Origin of the sequence: Pseudomonas abieticivorans, assembly GCF_023509015.1 — a bacterium.
In the GTDB taxonomy this organism is placed as follows: Bacteria; Pseudomonadota; Gammaproteobacteria; order Pseudomonadales; family Pseudomonadaceae; genus Aquipseudomonas; species Aquipseudomonas abieticivorans.
The window spans coordinates 3,464,144-3,482,881 of sequence record NZ_CP094975.1; the positions used below are offsets into that span (position 1 = coordinate 3,464,144).

Annotated in this window: 15 protein-coding genes, 4 tRNA genes and 1 pseudogene; 8 read left to right on the forward strand and 12 right to left on the reverse strand. The window is 63.1% G+C overall.

Going from position 1 to position 18,738, the window contains the following annotated elements; genetic code table 11:
- Positions 1-50: 50 nt before the first annotated feature.
- Positions 51-1,079 (reverse strand): outer membrane protein assembly factor BamD, encoded by a 1,029-nt coding sequence (locus L9B60_RS15865; RefSeq protein ID WP_249671600.1) that lies wholly within the window; start codon positions 1,077-1,079, stop codon positions 51-53.
- Between the two features lie 149 nt (positions 1,080-1,228).
- On the opposite strand from L9B60_RS15865, the gene rluD reads away from it, so the two are divergent.
- The 7 genes and pseudogenes from rluD (at position 1,229) to L9B60_RS15900 (ending at position 6,351) form a co-directional block, all read left to right on the forward strand.
- Positions 1,229-2,191 carry a 23S rRNA pseudouridine(1911/1915/1917) synthase RluD gene (gene rluD, locus L9B60_RS15870; RefSeq protein ID WP_249671601.1) on the forward strand — a complete coding sequence of 321 codons (963 nt, stop codon included), beginning with the start codon at positions 1,229-1,231 and terminating at the stop codon, positions 2,189-2,191.
- Positions 2,188-2,922 carry a peptidoglycan editing factor PgeF gene (gene pgeF, locus L9B60_RS15875; protein WP_249671602.1) on the forward strand — a complete coding sequence of 245 codons (735 nt, stop codon included), beginning with the start codon at positions 2,188-2,190 and terminating at the stop codon, positions 2,920-2,922. The genes rluD and pgeF overlap by 4 nt, the downstream gene beginning before the upstream one ends.
- A 130-nt stretch (positions 2,923-3,052) precedes the next feature.
- Positions 3,053-5,618, forward strand: a pseudogene (clpB, locus tag L9B60_RS15880) (ATP-dependent chaperone ClpB).
- A gap of 317 nt (positions 5,619-5,935) precedes the next feature.
- Positions 5,936-6,011: transfer RNA gene (locus L9B60_RS15885), tRNA-Asn, on the forward strand.
- A gap of 10 nt (positions 6,012-6,021) precedes the next feature.
- Positions 6,022-6,098: transfer RNA gene (locus tag L9B60_RS15890), tRNA-Pro, on the forward strand.
- A 5-nt stretch (positions 6,099-6,103) separates the two neighbouring features.
- Positions 6,104-6,179: transfer RNA gene (locus L9B60_RS15895), tRNA-Lys, on the forward strand.
- A 95-nt stretch (positions 6,180-6,274) separates the two neighbouring features.
- A tRNA-Pro gene (locus L9B60_RS15900) sits at positions 6,275-6,351 on the forward strand.
- Positions 6,352-6,472: 121 nt separating this feature from the next.
- Here the strand turns inward: L9B60_RS15900 and hutC are convergent.
- The 9 genes from hutC to hutH all read right to left on the reverse strand — a co-directional run bounded on the left by hutC (position 6,473) and on the right by hutH (position 15,723).
- Positions 6,473-7,207 (reverse strand): histidine utilization transcriptional repressor HutC, encoded by a 735-nt coding sequence (gene hutC / locus L9B60_RS15905; protein WP_249671603.1) that lies wholly within the window; start codon positions 7,205-7,207, stop codon positions 6,473-6,475.
- The gene (gene hisC / locus L9B60_RS15910; RefSeq protein ID WP_249671604.1) at positions 7,207-8,361 is read right to left on the reverse strand and encodes a histidinol-phosphate transaminase; all 1,155 of its coding nucleotides are present in this window, start codon (positions 8,359-8,361) and stop codon (positions 7,207-7,209) included. Before hisC ends, hutC begins: the two co-directional genes overlap by 1 nt.
- A complete protein-coding gene (locus tag L9B60_RS15915) occupies positions 8,358-9,158 on the reverse strand; it encodes an amino acid ABC transporter ATP-binding protein (protein ID WP_249679750.1) in 801 nt (266 codons plus the stop codon). The genes hisC and L9B60_RS15915 overlap by 4 nt, the downstream gene beginning before the upstream one ends.
- Positions 9,159-9,181: 23 nt before the next feature.
- Positions 9,182-9,853 carry an amino acid ABC transporter permease gene (locus tag L9B60_RS15920; protein ID WP_249671605.1) on the reverse strand — a complete coding sequence of 224 codons (672 nt, stop codon included), beginning with the start codon at positions 9,851-9,853 and terminating at the stop codon, positions 9,182-9,184.
- Positions 9,850-10,509 carry an amino acid ABC transporter permease gene (locus L9B60_RS15925; protein ID WP_249671606.1) on the reverse strand — a complete coding sequence of 220 codons (660 nt, stop codon included), beginning with the start codon at positions 10,507-10,509 and terminating at the stop codon, positions 9,850-9,852. Before L9B60_RS15925 ends, L9B60_RS15920 begins: the two co-directional genes overlap by 4 nt.
- 84 nt (positions 10,510-10,593) lie before the next feature.
- Complete coding sequence (locus L9B60_RS15930) at positions 10,594-11,430, reverse strand: transporter substrate-binding domain-containing protein (RefSeq protein ID WP_249671607.1); 837 nt, start codon at positions 11,428-11,430, stop codon at positions 10,594-10,596.
- 151 nt (positions 11,431-11,581) lie between these two features.
- Positions 11,582-12,988 (reverse strand): FAD-binding oxidoreductase, encoded by a 1,407-nt coding sequence (locus L9B60_RS15935; protein ID WP_249671608.1) that lies wholly within the window; start codon positions 12,986-12,988, stop codon positions 11,582-11,584.
- A 23-nt stretch (positions 12,989-13,011) separates the two neighbouring features.
- On the reverse strand, positions 13,012-14,187 hold the full coding sequence (locus L9B60_RS15940; protein WP_249671609.1) for an alpha-hydroxy acid oxidase: 1,176 nt from the start codon (positions 14,185-14,187) through the stop codon (positions 13,012-13,014).
- A 6-nt stretch (positions 14,188-14,193) separates the two neighbouring features.
- Complete coding sequence (hutH, locus tag L9B60_RS15945; RefSeq protein WP_249671610.1) at positions 14,194-15,723, reverse strand: histidine ammonia-lyase; 1,530 nt, start codon at positions 15,721-15,723, stop codon at positions 14,194-14,196.
- 352 nt (positions 15,724-16,075) lie between these two features.
- Between hutH and L9B60_RS15950 the strand changes: the two genes are divergently transcribed.
- Complete coding sequence (locus L9B60_RS15950; RefSeq protein ID WP_249671611.1) at positions 16,076-17,038, forward strand: isopenicillin N synthase family dioxygenase; 963 nt, start codon at positions 16,076-16,078, stop codon at positions 17,036-17,038.
- 75 nt (positions 17,039-17,113) lie between these two features.
- Here L9B60_RS15950 and L9B60_RS15955 read toward each other — a convergent pair whose 3' ends face one another.
- Both L9B60_RS15955 and L9B60_RS15960 read right to left on the reverse strand, forming a co-directional pair.
- A complete protein-coding gene (locus L9B60_RS15955; protein WP_249671612.1) occupies positions 17,114-18,409 on the reverse strand; it encodes an NAD(P)/FAD-dependent oxidoreductase in 1,296 nt (431 codons plus the stop codon).
- Between the two features lie 84 nt (positions 18,410-18,493).
- On the reverse strand, positions 18,494-18,667 hold the full coding sequence (locus L9B60_RS15960; RefSeq protein ID WP_249671613.1) for a DUF3094 family protein: 174 nt from the start codon (positions 18,665-18,667) through the stop codon (positions 18,494-18,496).
- Positions 18,668-18,738 lie beyond the last annotated feature (71 nt).

The following is an 18,738-nucleotide window of genomic DNA, read 5'->3' on the forward strand; positions in this document are numbered from 1 at the left end:
CCACAAAAAAAAGCGGCCCGAAGGCCGCCTTTTTTAACTCACCGCAACGATCAGTCAAACAAACCGAACGTCAGGTGGCTGAACCATGAGCGCTTGGCCGGTGCTGCGTCGGCGGCAGGCTCGGCAGGCTGGTCTTCCAGCGTACCGCCCTGATCCTTAGGCAGCAGTTCGTGCGGGATGGCTTCCTTGGCGTCTTCGTATTGCTTGACGACTTCCTGGTTGCCACGGGTTTCACCCGGCGGCAGCGGCGGCTCGGAGCCCACCAGGCCCAGGGTGGCCTTGGACAGCCACGAGCGGTTGTCCGCTTCGGCCTGCTGCGGCACGAACTCGCCATCCTTCAGGCTTGGGTGGTTGGGGTAGTTCAGCTTCAGGGTTTCCAGGCTGGTAGCGGCCAGGTCGTCCAGGTGCAGACGCTGGTAGGCCTCGACCATCACCGCCAGGCCGTCGCCGACCGATGGGGTTTCCTGGAAGTTTTCCACCACGTAACGGCCACGGTTGGCAGCGGCTACATACGCCTGACGGGTCAGGTAGTAGTCGGCCACGTGGATCTCGTAGGAGGCCAGCAGGTTGCGCAGGTAGACCATGCGCTGCTTGGCATCCGGTGAGTAGCGGCTGTTGGGGTAGCGGCTGGTCAGCTGGGCGAACTCGTTGTAGGAGTCGCGGGCAGCGCCCGGGTCACGCTTGGTCATGTCCAGCGGCAGGAAGCGCGCCAGCAGGCCACGGTCCTGGTCGAACGAGGTCAGGCCCTTGAGGTAGTAGGCGTAGTCGACGTTCGGGTGCTGGGGGTGCAGGCGGATGAAACGTTCGGCAGCAGACTTCGCGGCCTCCGGCTCCGAGTTCTTGTAGTTGGCGTAAATCAGCTCCAACTGGGCCTGGTCGGCGTAGCGGCCGAACGGGTAGCGTGAGTCCAGCGCCTTGAGCTTGGCGGTCGCGCTGGTATAGCTATGGTTGTCCAGGTCGGCCTGTGCCTGCTGGTACAACTCGACTTCGCTCAGGTTTTCGTCGACAACTTCCTTCTTCGACGAACAGGCGGCAGTAAGTCCGAGGATGGCGATCAGCAGCAGGTGTTTCACTTGCATGGCGGCTAGCGTCCCTATGACGGCCGCTGTCTTGGGCGTGGCCGTCCTGTTATGATGGGCGCCCCGTGGAACCCTCGGGGCAAAAGACGCCGTATTTAACCACAAGCGTGCAGCCGAAACCAAAGGCTGTGCCGCCGCCTAGTCCGAGCATGTCCGAGATCATACAACTTCGCGCAGAGGTGCCGTCCGAATTGGGCGGCCAACGCCTCGATCAAGTCGCCGCACAAATGTTCGCTGAGCACTCGCGCTCGCGCCTTTCCGCCTGGATCAAAGAAGGCCTCCTGACTGTGGACGGGGGCGTAGTACGCCCGCGTGACATCGTTCATGGCGGCGCGATCCTCGAACTGAACGCTGAACAGGAAGCCCAGGGCGAGTGGGTTGCCCAGGACATCGAACTGGACATCGTCTACGAAGACGACCAGATCCTTGTCATCAACAAGCCGTCCGGCCTGGTGGTCCACCCGGCCGTCGGGCATGCCGATGGCACCTTGCTCAACGCCTTGCTGCACCACGTGCCGGACATTATCAATGTGCCGCGCGCGGGTATCGTGCATCGCCTGGACAAGGACACCACCGGTCTGATGGTGGTCGCCAAGACCATTCAGGCTCAGACTCAACTGGTTACGCAGCTACAAAATCGTACCGTTAGTCGGATTTATGAATGTATCGTCATTGGTGTGGTGACGGCCGGGGGCAAAATCAACGCCCCGATCGGTCGCCATGGCCAGCAGCGCCAGCGCATGGCGGTGATGGAAGGTGGCAAACCTGCCGTCAGCCACTATCGCGTGCTGGAGCGTTTCCGTTCCCACACGCACGTGCGGGTCAAGCTGGAAACCGGGCGTACCCACCAGATCCGCGTGCACATGTCGCACATCAACTTCCCGTTGGTGGGTGACCCGGCCTACGGCGGTCGCTTCCGCATTCCGCCGGCAGCCAACCCGACCATGGTCGAGGCGCTCAAGACCTTCCCGCGCCAGGCCCTGCATGCACGCTTCCTGGAACTGACCCACCCGACCACGGGTGTGCGCATGAACTGGGAATCGCCGCTGCCCGACGACCTGGTCTGGCTGCTGACCCTGCTCAAGCAGGATCGCGAGGCGTTTGTCGGGTGAATGACTTCACGCACAGCCTGTTGACCCCGGATTGGCCTGCGCCAGCCTGGGTCAAGGCCTGCGTGACCACCCGCGCAGGCGGCGTCAGCCTGGCGCCGTTCGAATCCTTGAATCTGGGCGATCACGTGGGCGATGCGCCTGCCGCGGTCGCCGAGAATCGCCGGCGGCTTAGCGATCATTTCGGCATAAAGCCTGCCTGGTTGAGCCAGGTTCATGGCGTTGCCGTGGCCCACGCCAACCCCGATGAAATCGCCGAGGCCGACGCCAGTTGGACCGCAACGCCGGGCATTGCCTGCACGGTGATGACCGCTGATTGCCTGCCAGCACTGTTTTGCGACCGTGCCGGCACCCGCGTCGCGGCGGCCCATGCCGGCTGGCGCGGGTTGGCAGCGGGAGTGCTGGAAGCTGCGGCCGATAGCTTGCAGGTGCCGGGTGAAGACATCCTGGTGTGGTTGGGCCCGGCCATTGGCGCGCAAGCGTTCGAGGTGGGCGCCGAGGTGCGCGAGGCGTTTATCGCCACGCATCCGCAAAGCGATCAAGCCTTTGTGCCGGGTGCCCAGCCTGGCAAGTTCATTGCCGACATCTATGCCCTGGCGCGCCTGCGCCTGGCAGCCCACGGCATTGAAGCGGTGTATGGCGGTGGTTTTTGCACCGTGAGCGACTCGCGCTTCTACTCTTACCGTCGTGGTGCGCGTACCGGGCGGTTTGCCTCGTTGGTGTGGCTGGAATAGCCCACAGGGTAGGGCAATACATCCGCTAAGCTTGAATCCTGCGCAATCGTCCGCATCTATAGCGGTATCTCGGCAGGTTTTCTTTACAGGTGTGTTCATTGCTCCGGCCTGCCCATCAGGAAGGTGACTTATGCGTATAGACCGTTTAACCAGCAAGTTGCAGTTAGCCTTGTCCGACGCCCAATCCCTGGCCGTCGGCATGGACCACCCCGGCATTGAGCCGGCGCATTTGATGCAAGCTCTGCTCGACCAGCAGGGTGGCTCGATCAAGCCGCTGTTGATGCAGACAGGCTTTGACGTGAACAGCCTGCGCAAGGCATTGAGCAAAGAGCTCGACCAACTGCCAAAAATCCAGAACCCCACGGGCGACGTGAACATGTCCCAGGACCTGGCGCGCCTGCTCAATCAGGCCGACCGCCTGGCCCAGCAGAAGGGCGACCAGTTCATTTCCAGCGAGTTGGTATTGCTGGCCGCCATGGACGAGAACAGCAAGCTGGGCAAGTTGCTGCTCGGCCAGGGCGTGAGCAAGAAGGCCCTGGAAAATGCCATCACCAACCTGCGCGGTGGCGATGCGGTCAATGACCCCAACGCCGAAGAGTCCCGCCAGGCCTTGGAAAAGTACACCGTGGACCTCACCAAGCGCGCCGAAGAAGGCAAGCTGGACCCGGTGATCGGCCGTGACGACGAAATCCGCCGCACTATTCAGGTGTTGCAGCGCCGCACCAAGAACAACCCCGTGCTGATCGGTGAGCCTGGCGTGGGTAAAACCGCCATTGCCGAAGGCCTGGCCCAGCGCATCATCAACGGCGAAGTGCCGGATGGCCTGCGCGGCAAGCGGCTGTTGTCCCTGGACATGGGCTCGCTGATCGCCGGCGCGAAGTTTCGCGGCGAGTTCGAAGAGCGCCTCAAAGGCCTGCTCAACGAGCTGTCCAAGCAGGAAGGGCAGATCATTCTGTTCATCGACGAGTTGCACACCATGGTCGGCGCCGGTAAAGGCGAAGGCTCGATGGACGCGGGCAACATGCTCAAACCGGCCCTGGCCCGCGGCGAGCTGCATTGCGTGGGCGCGACCACGTTGAATGAGTACCGCCAGTACATCGAGAAAGACGCGGCCCTGGAGCGGCGCTTCCAGAAAGTGCTGGTGGACGAGCCGAGCGAGGAAGACACCATTGCCATCCTGCGTGGCCTTAAAGAGCGCTACGAGGTTCACCACAAGGTGGCGATCACCGACGGCGCGATCATTGCCGCGGCCAAGCTCAGCCATCGCTATATCACCGATCGTCAGTTGCCGGACAAGGCCATCGACCTGATCGACGAGGCCGCCAGCCGCATCCGCATGGAGATCGACTCCAAGCCCGAAGTGCTGGACCGCCTTGAGCGCCGTCTGATCCAACTGAAGGTCGAATCCCAGGCCTTGAAGAAAGAAGACGACGACGCGGCGATCAAGCGCCTGGAAAAACTGCAGGAAGAAATCCAGCGCTTGGAGCGTGAGTATTCGGACCTGGAAGAGATCTGGACCTCGGAAAAAGCCGAAGTGCAGGGCTCCGCGCAGATCCAGCAGAAGATCGAGCAATCGCGCCAGGAGCTGGAAGCCGCGCGCCGGCGGGGCGACCTGAGCCGCATGGCCGAGCTGCAGTACGGGATTATCCCGGACCTGGAGCGCAGCCTGCAGATGGTCGACCAGCACGGTAAAAGCGACAACCAGTTGCTGCGCAGCAAGGTCACCGAGGAAGAGATCGCCGAAGTGGTGTCCAAGTGGACCGGCATCCCCGTCTCGAAAATGCTCGAAGGCGAGCGCGAGAAGCTGTTGAAAATGGAAAGCCTGTTGCACCAACGTGTGATCGGCCAGAACGAGGCCGTGGTGGCCGTTTCCAATGCCGTGCGGCGCTCCCGTGCCGGGCTGTCGGACCCGAACCGCCCAAGTGGCTCGTTTATGTTCCTGGGCCCCACCGGCCGTCGGTAAAACCGAGCTGTGCAAGGCGTTGGCCGAGTTCCTCTTTGATACCGAAGAGGCGATGGTGCGCATCGACATGTCCGAGTTCATGGAGAAGCATTCCGTGGCGCGGTTGATCGGCGCACCACCAGGTTACGTGGGCTACGAGGAGGGCGGTTACCTGACCGAAGCGGTGCGTCGCAAGCCGTACTCGGTGGTGCTGCTGGACGAGGTCGAGAAGGCCCACCCAGACGTGTTCAACGTGTTGCTGCAGGTGCTGGAAGACGGCCGCCTGACCGACAGCCACGGGCGCACGGTGGACTTCCGTAACACGGTGATCGTGATGACCTCCAACCTGGGCTCGGCGCAGATTCAGGAGCTGGTGGGTGATCGCGAGGCGCAGCGTGCGGCGGTGATGGATGCGGTGAGTTCGCACTTTCGCCCCGAGTTCGTCAACCGTATCGACGAGGTGGTGGTGTTCGAGCCGCTGGCTCGCGACCAGATCGCCGGCATCACCCAGATCCAGTTGGGCCGCCTGCGCAGCCGCCTGGCCGAGCGCGACCTGAGCCTGGAGTTGACCGCCGAGGCGTTGGACAAGCTGATCGCCGTGGGTTACGACCCGGTGTACGGTGCACGGCCGCTGAAACGGGCGATCCAGCGTTGGATCGAGAACCCGTTGGCGCAACTGATCTTGTCCGGGCAGTTCCTGCCGGGCAGCAGCGTGCAGGCCAAGGTGGAAGGCGACGAGATCGTGTTTGCTTGAGCAAAAGGCCAGGCCTGGGGCGCAAACCCCCGGCCTGCGCCGGTTTCGAAAATGCCATGAGATTTTTCTTTGCATTTTCAATTCGTTGCTAGTAAAGTGCGCCCCGCTGTAAGTCGCCACGCAGATCACCACGCTTCACCGGGGATCTGAAAAAAGTTGAAAATTCAGTGTGTTGAATGAAACTTAGGGGTTGACAAGGGTTTTGAAAATTGTAGAATAGCGCGCCTCAGAGGCACTAACGCAGCGATGCGGGAAAGCCGAAGAGTTCAAGGCGGTAGCGATACAATCTTGAAACTTGCAGTACTGAAATTGATAGTTCCGTGATAGCTCAGTCGGTAGAGCAAATGACTGTTAATCATTGGGTCCCAGGTTCGAGTCCTGGTCACGGAGCCAAATTTCATATCGGGGTATAGCGCAGTCCGGTAGCGCGCCTGCTTTGGGAGCAGGATGTCAGGAGTTCGAATCCCCTTACCCCGACCATTTTTGGGTCGTTAGCTCAGTTGGTAGAGCAGTTGGCTTTTAACCAATTGGTCGTAGGTTCGAATCCCACACGACCCACCATTTTTGATTCGGTACGCCGGGTCAGATCTTAAAAGCCCTGACGTGTAACAGCGTCAGGCAGCGAAAAAGGCGCCTTATGGGTGCCTTTTTTGTACCGGGGTATAGCGCAGTCCGGTAGCGCGCCTGCTTTGGGAGCAGGATGTCAGGAGTTCGAATCCCCTTACCCCGACCATATTCAGAAAAAAAGGCGACCTGCGAAGGGCGCCTTTTTTTTCGTCTGTGTTTTTGTAGGGCATTCGCGGATAAATCCGCTCCTACAGGGGGCTGTAGGAGCGGATTTATCCGCGAAGGGTTCAGCTATCCCTTTGAGCGCCATTCACCGCCATCCGGCTGCCCAGCCGATACCGCGACGATGGGTGCACCAACCGTACATACGTCACCACCTTCCCGCTGTTCCAAGTGCGCCGCAGCAACACCAGGCACGCTTCGGTCACGTCGATCTGCAGATGCCGCGCCTCATCGCTAGTGGGGTGGTCGGCTTCGACGATATGTTCCATCTCGCTGGGCCGCAGTACCTGCAGCAGGTAGCGCGCCGGTTGCAGTTGCTCGCCAAAGGCTTGCTGGGCAAATTCGGGCACCAGTTCGGGGTTCACGTAGCGGTCTTCCAACTGCACCGGCACGCCTTCTTCCAGGTGCACGCACAGCAGGTGGAATACCGAAGCGCCGGTGGGTAGCGACAGCGCGGCCGCGACCGCCATGCTCGCTGACTCGCGGCCCAGGTGCAGCACCTGGCATTGGTAGCGGTGGCCGCGGGCGATGATTTCGTCGGCGATGTTGGTGATGCGCAGCAGGTTGGACTGCGGCTTGCTCTCGGCGACAAAGGTGCCGACCCCGGAGATACGCAGCAGGTGGCCTTCTTCGGTCAGTTCACGCAAGGCGCGGTTGACCGTCATGCGCGACATGCCCAGCTCTTGCACCAGGCGGTTCTCCGAGGGGATCAGGTCGCCGGGCTTCCAATCGCCTGCGCGCAGTTTGCCTTGCACGTAATCCTTGGCGCGCTGGTACAGGGCTTGCGGTGGGTTTTTCATCAGCCGGAGGTCCGCTTGTGTTCAGTGGCCAGCACCTTGGCCAATGCCGCCAGGAACAGGTCGTTGTCTTCGACGCTGCCAATCGACACGCGCAGGTACCGGGTGTAACGGGCTTCACGCCAAGGCTTGACGATCACGCCCTCGGCCAGCAGCGCGAGGTTCAGCGCCTCGGCCTCGAACGGGGTGGCAAAGTACAGGAAATTGGCGTGGGAGGGAACGGCGTGAACCTCCAACTGAGCCAATGCCTGGGCCATGCGCGTGCGTTCGCTGGCGACATGGGCCAAGCCCCGGTTCAGGTGCGCTTCGTCGGCCAAGGCGGCCAAGGCTGCGGCCTGGGCCACGCGGTTGATATTGAAGGGTGTGCGCAGGCGGTCGATCAAGTCGGCCAGCAGCGGGTCGCTGACGATGCCATAGCCGATGCGCAGGCCGGCCAGGGCGTAGGCCTTGGAAAAGGTGCGCAATAGCACGAAGGGCTTGCCGCTTGCCTGGATGATGCCCAGGCAGTCTGGGTAGTCGGCTTCGTGTTGGGCGTATTCGTAATAGGCTTCGTCAAACACCAACAGGCAGTCGGCCGGCAGGGCCGCCAGCAATTGGCCCAGCTCGGCGGCATTGAGGGTGGTGCCCACCGGGTTGGAGGGGCACGAGAACATCAGCAGGCGAGTCTTGCTGCTCAACGCAGCGAGCATTGCCGGCACATCGAAACTGCCATCGGCGCGCATCGGCACGCCGATCACCTGGGCGCCGGCGGCGATCGGGTAGATAAAATGCAGGCCAAAAGACGGCACCACCGTGACCACTTCGTCACCGTGGTCCAAAAACACCCGGCTGATGATACTGAGCAAGTCTTCCGAGCCGTTGCCGAACACCAAATGATCGGTGGGCACTTGGAGTTTTTTCGCCAGCGCCTGGCGCAGCAAGCCACAGTTTGCATCAGGATAGAGCGCCACCTGGGCGCAGGCCTGGGCCATCGCCGTGCTGACCGCCGGCGCCGGGCCCAGCGGGTTCTCGTTGCTGCCCAGCTTGGCGACGCGCTGCAAGCCATAGCGCTCGCGCACGGTTTCGGCAGAAAGGCCGGCGTTGTAGCTCGCCAATTGGCGGACTTGCGGCCGGGCCAGGCGCTGCAGGTCGGGGTTGTGGGTGTCCAGGCGGCTCATAGTTCGACGCTCTCTTTGCTGTCTTGCCAGAAGGCATTGCGGTCCAGGTAGTTCTGCAAAAACTGCTTGAGGCGCGGATGCTCGGCGTTGTGGAAAATCTGCTGTGGCGTGCCCTTGGCCACCACTTCGCCCTGGTCGAGGAATACCACGGAGTCGGCCACTTGGGCGGCAAAGCCCATCTCGTGGGTGACCACCACCATGGTCATGCCCTCGCGGGCCAAGGTCTTCATCACCTGCAGCACTTCGCCGACCAACTCTGGGTCAAGGGCCGAGGTGGGTTCGTCGAACAGCATGATGTGCGGCTCCATGGCCAACGCCCGGGCGATGGCCACCCGTTGCTGCTGGCCGCCGGACAGTTGCGCAGGGTAAGCGTCGGCCTTGTGCGCCAGGCCCACCTTGTCGAGCATCGCCAGGGCGCGTTTGCGGGCTTCGCTGCTGCCCAGCTTACGCACCCGCAGCAGCGCTTCGCTGACATTGCCGATGGCGGTCATGTGCGGCCACAGGTTGAACTGCTGGAACACCATGCCGACGTTCTGCCGCACCTGGTTGATGCTGGCCTGGGGCGCGCGTTTGCGGCCCTTGCCGGTGTCAGGCAGCCAACCGAGCAGTTGGCCTTCGATCAGCACCTGGCCTTCATCGTATTCCTCCAGGAACGCCATGCTGCGCAACAGGGTACTTTTGCCCGAGCCCGAGGGGCCGATCAGGCATACCACCTCGGAGTGGCTGACGGTCAGGTCAATGCCCTTGAGCACGCGGTTGGGCCCAAAGCTTTTGCCCACCTGGTGCAGGCTGAGCATGGTTTCGCGGCTGCTGTTCGTTTTCATCGGGTACCTCTTTGCATGAATCGGCCAACACGGGTTTCCAGCAACATGCCCACGCGCGAGCAGGCTTCCACCAGCAACAGATAGCCGATGCACAGCACCAGCAGGGTTTCGACAAAGGCAAAAGTCTGCGAGCCGATACCAGTCAGCACCAGGGTCAGTTCCGGGATGGTGATAATCGACAGCACGGCGGTTTCTTTGCACAGGATGGTCACCAGGTTGACCAGCGCCGGCAAAATGATCACCAGCATTTGTGGCACCTGGATGCGGAAAATGCATTGCCAACGGCTGATGCCCAGGCAGTCGGCGGCCTCCAGTTGGCCGCGGTTGATTGACTCGAAACCGGTGCGCAAGATTTCCGCGAAATACACGCTGCCGTACACCGCCAAGCCCAGAACACCGGCGGGCACGGGGTCCAGTTCCAGGCCGAACGACGGCCCGCCGTAGTAGATCAGGAACAGTTGCACCAGGAACGGTGTGCTGCGGATGACCTCGATAAATACCCGCAGAGGCGCGCGGACAAAGGCGTTGCCGAACAACTGCGCCACGGCGATCAGCATGCCCAGCGCCAGGCCCAGTATCACGCCGCCGCTCCATGTACCGAGGGTAACGAGGAAGCCGTGGCCGATTTCGCCCAAATGATCGGTGATGACGCTGGGGTCGAAAATCATGCGCCAGACTCCTTCATGTGCCGCTCCAGCCAACCACCGCAGGCGGCCAGGGGCATGTTGATCAGGCAATAGAAGGCCGCCAGCATCAGGTAGTCCTGCACGAACATGTAGTCGCTGGCGGCGATGTTTTGCGCGGTGCGGGTCAGGTCGGCCAGGCCCACCACCGACACCAGCGATGAGGCCTTGATCAGCAGGATCATTTCATTCACCAGCGCAGGCAGTGTGAGGCGCACCGCCTGGGGCACGCGAATGCGCACCAGCATCTGCCCGGCGCTCAGGCCCAGCAGGCCGGCCGCTTCCAGTTGGCCGCCGGGGATGGCCAGAAAGCCGCCGCGCATGATTTCGGCAATGTAGGCGCCGGCGCACAGCGACAGGCTGATGACCGCCGCAGCCATGGGCGACACGTTAGGCAGGCCGGCACGGGGCAAGAAGTAATAGATGAACAGCAACTGCACCAACAGCGGAATGCCGCGGAACACGAAGATGTAGGCGCCACCGATGCGGCGCAGAGCGGGTACTGGCGACAGGCGCAACGCACCCACGCCTACGCCGATGAAGAAGCCGATGAACAAGGCCGCCACCGATACCTCAAAGGTGATCAGCAGCGCGTTGAGCAATAGGGGGAGGTTCTGTAGCAGCAGGGGCCAATCGAACATCGTGGCGACTCCAGCGTGGAAAACGGTGGTGACGGGATCGCACGCGGCAGCCGGCCTGTGAGGGCCGACCACCGGGGCGGCGGGTTACCAGGTGGGCGTGAAGTCCGCCTTGGGAACATCCATTTGCGCGCCTAGCCATTTTTTCTGCAGGGCGGCCAGGCGACCGTCGTCGTGCATTTTCAGCAGGGCGGCGTCCAGGGCGGCAATCAGGCTGTCGGCGTCGGCATCCTTGCGGCCCAGGAAGGCGAAGTAGGATTTCTTGCCAAAGGGCGGCATCACCACTTTGTACAGGTTGCTGCGCTGGGCGGCGACGTAGGACACGTTGGGCAGCGAGTTGGCCACGGCGACGATGCGCTTGGCCGCCAGGTCCGCATAGGCCTGGTTATTGTCGACGTACTCGCGGATGGTCACCTCCTTGGGCAGGGTCTTGGCGAAGGCCTTCAGCTCTTCGAGCTGGGCCGAGCCCTTGCCGGCACCCACGGTCTTGCCGGAAATATCTTCAGGCTTGGTGATGCTGTCATCCTTGGCGCCGACCATCAGCGCCACGGTGGCCTCGGCGATCGGCAGCATAAAGTGGTAACGCTCCTTGCGCGCCTGGGTGACGATGATCGGCCCGGCCACCACGTCGAATTTCTTCGCTTCAAGCCCCGGCAGCACGCTCGGCCATGGCAGGTCTAGGAAGTGCACTTTCACCCCCAGTTCCTTGCCAAGCTCGGCGAACAGTTCGGCGTTCATGCCGGTCTGCTTGCCGTTTTCCAGGAAATCGAAAGGCGCGAACTGCAGTTCGGTGCCCACCTCCAGCACGCCGGCTTTTTTTACATCGGCCAGTTGGTCGGCATGGGCGGCGACCGCACCCGTGCCCAATGTCAGGGCCAGGCACAGGCTAACGAGTGTCTTGCTGAACTGAAAATCGAGTTGCATGGAAAACTCCTTCATCAGAACCAGGGGGGATGCTGCGTCCCTGTAGGAGCGGTTCATCCGCGAAAGCCACGCCGTGTTACATCAGATACACCTCGGCGCGTTCTTCGCGGATGCTCCTACAGGAAATAGGTTGCCGATTTGACTGCTGCAGTTAGCGTGCCATACCGGTATATACAGGTTGGCTTTCAAAAATCTTGCCGGGGTTGAGGATGCCTTTGGGGTCGAAACTGTCTTTGAGTTGGCGCATGGCGTGCAGCGCCTCGGGCCCCACCGAATGGTGCAGGAACTCGCGCTTGAGCAGGCCGATGCCATGTTCGGCCGACACCGAACCGCCCAGCTCGCCGACGGCGGTATAGACCAGCTCTTCCACTTCCAGCAGCGGCGTGGGCACCGGCAGCGAGCGACAGTCCACGGTGAGGTGCAGGTTGCTGTCACCGATGTGGCCGAAGTACACACTGTGGTTGCCCGGCCAGCGCTGATCCAGGCGTTGGCGACACAGGTCGGCGAAATCGCCGATCTGGCCGATGGGCAGACTGACGTCGAAATTGAGTGGCACCATGCGGATCGGGAACTCGCCGGTGGCCTCGCGAATTTTCCACAGGGCGCGGGCCTGGGCGTGGGAGTTGGCAAAGATCGCGTCGCTGACCAGGCCCTCGGCCATGGCCGCTTCCAGGCATCGCTCCAGTTGCTCGCGCGGCGCGGCGGTGTCGAACAGCACGTACAGCGGGTAGTCGTCGGGCATTGGCGCCACGGGGGTTTCCAGCCACGACACGCCCAGGCGGAAGAAGTCTTGCCACATCAATTCGTAGGCTTGGGGCGTACCCACCTCGCGTTGCACCTTGCGCAACAGGGCCACGGCGCTGGCGTAGTCGGGCAAGGCGCACAGCAGGGTCGTTTGCTCAGCCGGTTGCGGGGCCAGCTTGAGCACCGCGCGGGTTATGACCCCTAACGTGCCTTCGCTGCCGATAAAGCACTGTTTCAGGTCATAGCCGCAGTTGTTCTTGATCATCTTGTTCATCAGGTTCAACACGCGGCCGTCGGCCAACACCACTTCCAGACCCAATACCAGGTCGCGAGTCATGCCGTAGCGGATCACTGCGTTGCCACCAGCGTTGGTGGCGATGTTGCCGCCGATCTGGCAAGAGCCGCGCGCGCCCAGGTCCAGCGGGAACAAAAAGCCGGCCTCGTTGGCCGCCTGCTGGATCTGCTCCAGGGTGGTGCCGGCACGCACGGTAATGGTGGCGCTGGCGCTGTCGATCTCTTCGATGCCGCGCAGCCGTTCAAGGCTCAGGGCGATGTCATTGGCACGCGGCACGGCCCCGCCGGCCAGCCCCGTCATGCCGCCCTGGGGCACCACGCTGATGCCGGCGGCATTGCACAGGCGCAAGGCGCTGGCCACTTGTTCGGTGCTGCCCGGCAGCAGCAAGGCGGCGGGGCACTGCGGGGCGTGGCCGGTCCAGTCGCTGTGGTGGCGCGGGCTGATGGCCTGGCCCGTCAACACGGCAGACTCGCCGAGGGCCTGGCGCAGCAGTTCGAGTACGTGGGGCAAATCGTTCATGGCGTGCACTCAAGCAATGAAAGTTAAAGGCGCGTGTTCAGCCAGTGGCGGTCCAGTTGGGCGAGGTTCGGTTGGCCGAGCAAGGCCAGCGCGAGCCGCAATTCCCGGGCCAGCACGTCCAGCGCATGGCCGGCGCCGGCTTGGCCGCCGACTGCCACGCCGTACAGGGTGGCGCGCCCCAGCAGCACCGCATCGGCGCCCAGGGCGCAAGCCTTGAGAATGTCGCTGCCACGGCGCACGCCGCTGTCCAGCAACAGGCTCAGCTTGCCCTGGGCCACGGCGGCGATAGCGGGCAGGCAATCGATGCTGGCCGGTGCACCGTCCAGTTGGCGACCGCCGTGGTTGCTGATCACCAGGCCATCCAGGCCCAGCGCGACGGCTTGCTCGGCGTCGGCCGGGTGCAGCACGCCCTTGAGCAACAGGCGGCCCTGCCAGCGGTCACGCAGGCGGGCCAGGGCGTCCCAATCCAGCGCGGTGTCCATCTGCGCGCCGATAAAATGCGCGGCCCCGGCGGCGGTGCGCTGTTCGGCGGGCAGGTACGGTTGCAAGTTGCCCATGCTCGGCATGCCCTTTGGCCATAACGCTTGAAGCATCCAGCGCGGGTGGGCGAGCACGTCGAACTTGTTGCGCCAGCTCAACTGGCGGGGCTGGCTGAAGTTGCGCCGGTCCCATTCGCGATTGCCCAGCACTACCGCGTCGCTGGTCAGCAGCAGGGTGCTGCAACCCACCGCCTCGGCGCGGGCCAGCAGGCTTTCCTGGACCTGGGCACTGCGCAGGCAATACAGCTGGAACCACAGGTTCACCTCCGGCACGGCCTGCACCACCTCCTCAAGGGAGCTGGTGGACACCGTGCTCAAGGTAAACGGCAGCCCGCGTTCGGTTGCGGCGCGGGCCAAATGAATGTCGGCATCGCGATATAGCATCGCGTTGTAGCCGGTCGGGCCGATGGCCATGGGCAGCGGCAAGTCGCGACCGAACAGGGTTCGGCCGGTGTGCGTGGTGCTGCAGGGCACCAGGGTGCGCGGTGCCAGGCCGATGTCGGCGAAGCCCTGGCGGTTGCGCGCCAGGGTGTGTTCCTCTTCGGCGCCGCCCTCCAGGTACTCCCAGGCAAAGTGCGGCAGGCGCCGCCGAGCCAGGTGCGCCAACTCGGCGATGCTGTGCGCGCGGGTAAAGTCGCGGCCCGAGTGGTAGCGGCGCATGGCGGCTTAGCCGTGCAGCCGGGCGAACGGCAACCAGCGGCCGAACGCACCGTTTTCCACCCAGGCGCGCGCGGCGGCGATGTCTGGGGCGAAGTAGCGGTCCTCGTCGTAGTGGGCGACTTCTTCGCGGATGAAGGCCATGACCTCGGTGAGCAGCTCCGAGGTTTTCAATGGTGCGTGCAAGTCCACCCCTTGGGCGGCGCCGAGCAGCTCGATGGCGACCACGGCGCTGCTGTTGCCGGCCATGTCCAGCAGGCGGCGGGCGGCGAAGGTGGCCATGGACACGTGGTCTTCCTGGTTGGCCGAGGTCGGCAGGCTGTCGATCGAGGCCGGGTGGGCCAGGGTCTTGTTCTCCGAGGCGAGGGCGGCGGAGGTTACCTGGGCGATCATGAAACCGGAGTTCAGGCCGCCTTCGCGCACCAAAAAGGCTGGCAGGCCAGACAGTGCCGGGTCTACCAGTTGGGCGATGCGCCGCTCCGACAGCGCGCCGATTTCCGAGATGGCCAAGGCCAGCACATCGGAGGCCATGGCCACCGGCTCGGCGTGGAAGTTGCCGCCCGACAGCACGTCACCGTCGGCGCTGAACACCAACGGGTTGTCGGACACGGCATTGGCCTCACGCAGGAACACGCCGGCGGCAAAACGCATGTGGTCCAGGCAGGCGCCCATCACCTGTGGCTGGCAGCGCAGGGAGTAGGGGTCTTGCACGCGGGTGCAGTCGCGGTGCGATTCGCGGATCTCACTGGTGGCCAGCAGCTCGCGGTAATACACCGCCACGTCGATCTGCCCCGGCTGGCCGCGAACGGCCTGGATGCGCGGGTCGAACGGCACGTCAGAGCCTTTCAGGGCTTCAACGGTCAGGCTACCGGCCACGACGGCAGCGCTGAACAGTTTCTCGGTGGCGAACAGGCCGCGCAGGGCCAGGGCGGTCGACACCTGTGTGCCGTTGATCAGCGCCAGGCCTTCTTTCGGGCCCAGGGTCATCGGTTCCAGGCCAGCCAGGGCCAGGCCCTCGACCGCATCCATTTCGCGACCTTGGTGGCGCACGCGGCCCACGCCGATCAGCACCGCCGACATGTGCGCCAACGGCGCCAGGTCGCCCGAGGCGCCTACCGAGCCTTGCGAAGGAATGCACGGGAACACCTTCGCCGCGTACAGCTTGCTCAGGCCTTCGATGACTTCCCAGCGCACGCCAGAGAAGCCGCGCGCCAGGGACGCGACCTTGAGCACCATGATCAGCGCCACGCTGGCGTCATCCAGCAGCACGCCGGTGCCGGTGCAGTGGCTGAGTAACAGGTTGCGCTGCAGCTTGGCCAGGGACTCGGTGGGGATCGAGGTACGAGCCAGCAGGCCGAAGCCGGTGTTGATGCCGTACACGGTACGTTTGCTGGCAATGATTTCGGTCACGGTGCGCTGGCTGTCGGCAACCACCTGGCGTGCGGACGGGTCGAGTTCGAACGGCACCTGCTGCTGGTAGATGGCGCGCAACTGGTCGAGGTCGAAGTGGCCGGGCTGGATATGCAGAGTCGCTGGCATGACGGGAATCCTGATGAAGAGGGATGGGTGAGGATAGCTATATGATCCTGTATATACAGGTTAGGCAAGATGCAGGCCAGATCTTTGTTTTCTACCCGGCGGGCCGTTTCCACGGGCCTGGCTGAAATTATAGGTCAAGGTTGGCGCAGGGCGCTGTCACCTAAAGTTGCACCAGATGGGGTCTTCGTGCACACCCGTGGGGCAATGTGTGCGGGGCTTTTGTCGCCGTGAGGTTGGCCGAGGCGTTGGTGTCAGGTGTTGTGGCACGCGCGGGAAAGGGCGGCACAGTAAATGCTTATTCCTGTATATACCGGTAGTCGTCCGGCCCCTCATCCCTGAACAGGAGTGAAGCATGACCGCCCCAGCACAATTGCCCTTGATCGACATGTCGGGTGTTCGCGAGCGAGACCCGGCCAGCATCCGCCGTGCGGGCGAGGCCATCCGCCAGGCTTGTGTCGACATCGGTTTTTTCTACATCATCAACCACGGTGTGCCACAACCGGTGATCGACCGCGCCATGGCCGCCGCCGGCACCTTCTTCGCCCACCCTGCCGATGCCAAGCGCCAGGTCGCGGTCAACACTCGCCATCGCGGCTGGCACGCCTTGGGCGGGGCGTTGATGTATGAAGCCACCAAGCCCGACCACAAGGAATTTTTCAGCATCGGCCTGGAGCTGCCCGAGGACGACCCTTGCGTGGTGGCCGGCCAGGCCTTGCGCGGGCCTAACCAGTGGCCAGCGTTCATGCCCGAACTGCAACCGGCGTTGGCTGAGTACTACCAGGAAATCGGCAAGGCCGGCGCCGACCTGCTGACCGCCGTGGCATCGGGGCTGGGCATCGCCGAAGACTTCTTCCTGGGCAAGTACCGCAAGCCCTTGCAGCGCACGCAAATGGTCTACTACCCACCGCACCCGCCCATGGCCCAGGCCGACCAATTCGGCGTGGCGCCGCACACCGACTACGGCTGCATTACCTTGCTGTACCAGGACAACAGCGGCGGCCTGCAGGTGCGCGAGTTGCGCAACGACAGCTGGGTAGATGCCACGCCGATCCCGGGCAGCTTGGTGGTTAACGTCGGGGATTTGCTGGCGCACTGGTCCAACAATCGCTTCCGCTCGACCTTGCACCGGGTGGTGAATAAGTCCGGGCACGAGCGCTATTCGATCGCGACGTTTTTTGACCCCACCTATGAGGCAGTGGTGGACCCCTGTGATCTGGGGATAGCGGCAGGGGAGAGTCGTTACGCGCCGGTGGCGGCGGGGGATTATATTTTGAAGCGCATCGATGATTCGATGGCGTATCGCAAGAAGCAGTGACTCGGCTGGTTTGCGGATGAATTCCACAGGCAACCATCGCCTGTAGGATTCATCCGCGAAAAGAGCTGCGGTCTATCAGTGCAACTTCAACCGCGGCTCTGTCCCGCGCCCGATCCGGCTGCCCAGCATCAACATGGCCGTGCGAAACATCCCGTACAGCGCCATCTGGTGCATGCGGTACAGCGACACGTAAAACATCCGCGCCAGCCACCCTTCCAGCATCACGCTGCCGGTCAGGTTACCCATCAAGTTGCCCACCGCCGAGAAGCTCGACAGCGATACCAGCGAGCCGTAGTCCTTGTAGCGGTACTCCGGCAGCGGCTTATTCTCGATGCGCAGCTTCAACGACTTGGCCAGCAACGAGGCCTGCTGGTGAGCCGCCTGGGCGCGGGGTGGCACGTTGCGGTCGCTGTCCGGTTGCGGGCAGGCAGCGCAGTCACCGAAGGCAAAGATGTTGTCGTCACGGGTGGTTTGCAGCGTCGGGCGCACTTGCAGTTGGTTGATGCGGTTGGTTTCCAGGCCGTCGATGTCTTTCAAAAAGCCCGGTGCACGAATGCCCGCCGCCCACACTTTAAGGCTGGCCGGGATCACCTTGCCGTCGGCGGTGATCAGGCTGTCGGCGGTCACTTGGCTGACCGAGGCGTTGGTGAGCACGGTCACGCCGAGTTTTTCCAGGGTCTTGTGCACCGGCTGGCCGATACGCTCGGGCAGGGCTGGCAACACCCGTGGGCCGGCCTCGATCACGGTGATGCGCAGGTTCTGCGGCTCGATCTTGCCCAGGCCATAGGCGGCCAGTTCGTGGGCTGCGTGGTGCAGTTCGGCGGCCAGTTCCACGCCAGTAGCACCGGCGCCAACGATGGCCACGCTGATTTGCTGTTGCGTGTCATCACCGGCGTGGGCCCGCAGGTAGTGGTTGAGCAGTTGCTGGTGGAAGCGCTCGGCCTGCTTGCGGGTGTCCAGGAACAGGCAATGCTCGGCCGCGCCCTGGGTGCCGAAGTCGTTGGTGGTGCTGCCCACCGAGATCACCAGGCTGTCGTAGCCGATGGAACGGGCTGGCACTAACTCTTCGCCGTTTTCGTCCAGGGTCGCCGCCAAATGGATTTGCTGGCCAGCACGGTCCAACCCGCTCATGCGCCCGAGCTGGAACTTGAAGTGGTTCCATTTGGCCTGGGCGACGTAGTTCAGCTCATCTTCGGACGAGTTCAAGGAGCCGGCCGCCACTTCGTGCAGCAAGGGCTTCCAGATGTGCGTCAGGTTGGCGTCTACCAGGGTTACGTTGGCGGTGCCGCGCTTGCCCAGGGTTTTACCCAGGCGGGTCGCCAACTCCAGGCCGCCGGCGCCGCCGCCGACAATCACGATACGATGTGTCATGGAAAGTACTCATAAGGTTTACAAAATTCGGCTCAATAGAGGGCGCCCGCGCATGGCGGGCGAAATGGGCGAGCGCAAGGCAGCTCATAGCACCAGGTAACTCAAGAATCGGCTCAACAGGCCCAACCCGATCACTGCAACCAATACCACCACAAGGAGCAGCCAGGGCCGAAAGGCGCGGCGCTCGACTCGATGCTGGGGCAGTTGCAGGTACTCATCGACCCGTTGCTGGTCGTCGGGGTTGAGTCGGCTGGTCATGTTGGCCTCTTCGGTAGACGCTTCAGACTGCGTAAACGCTACAGCGTTCAGCAGTCACTCTTTGTAACACT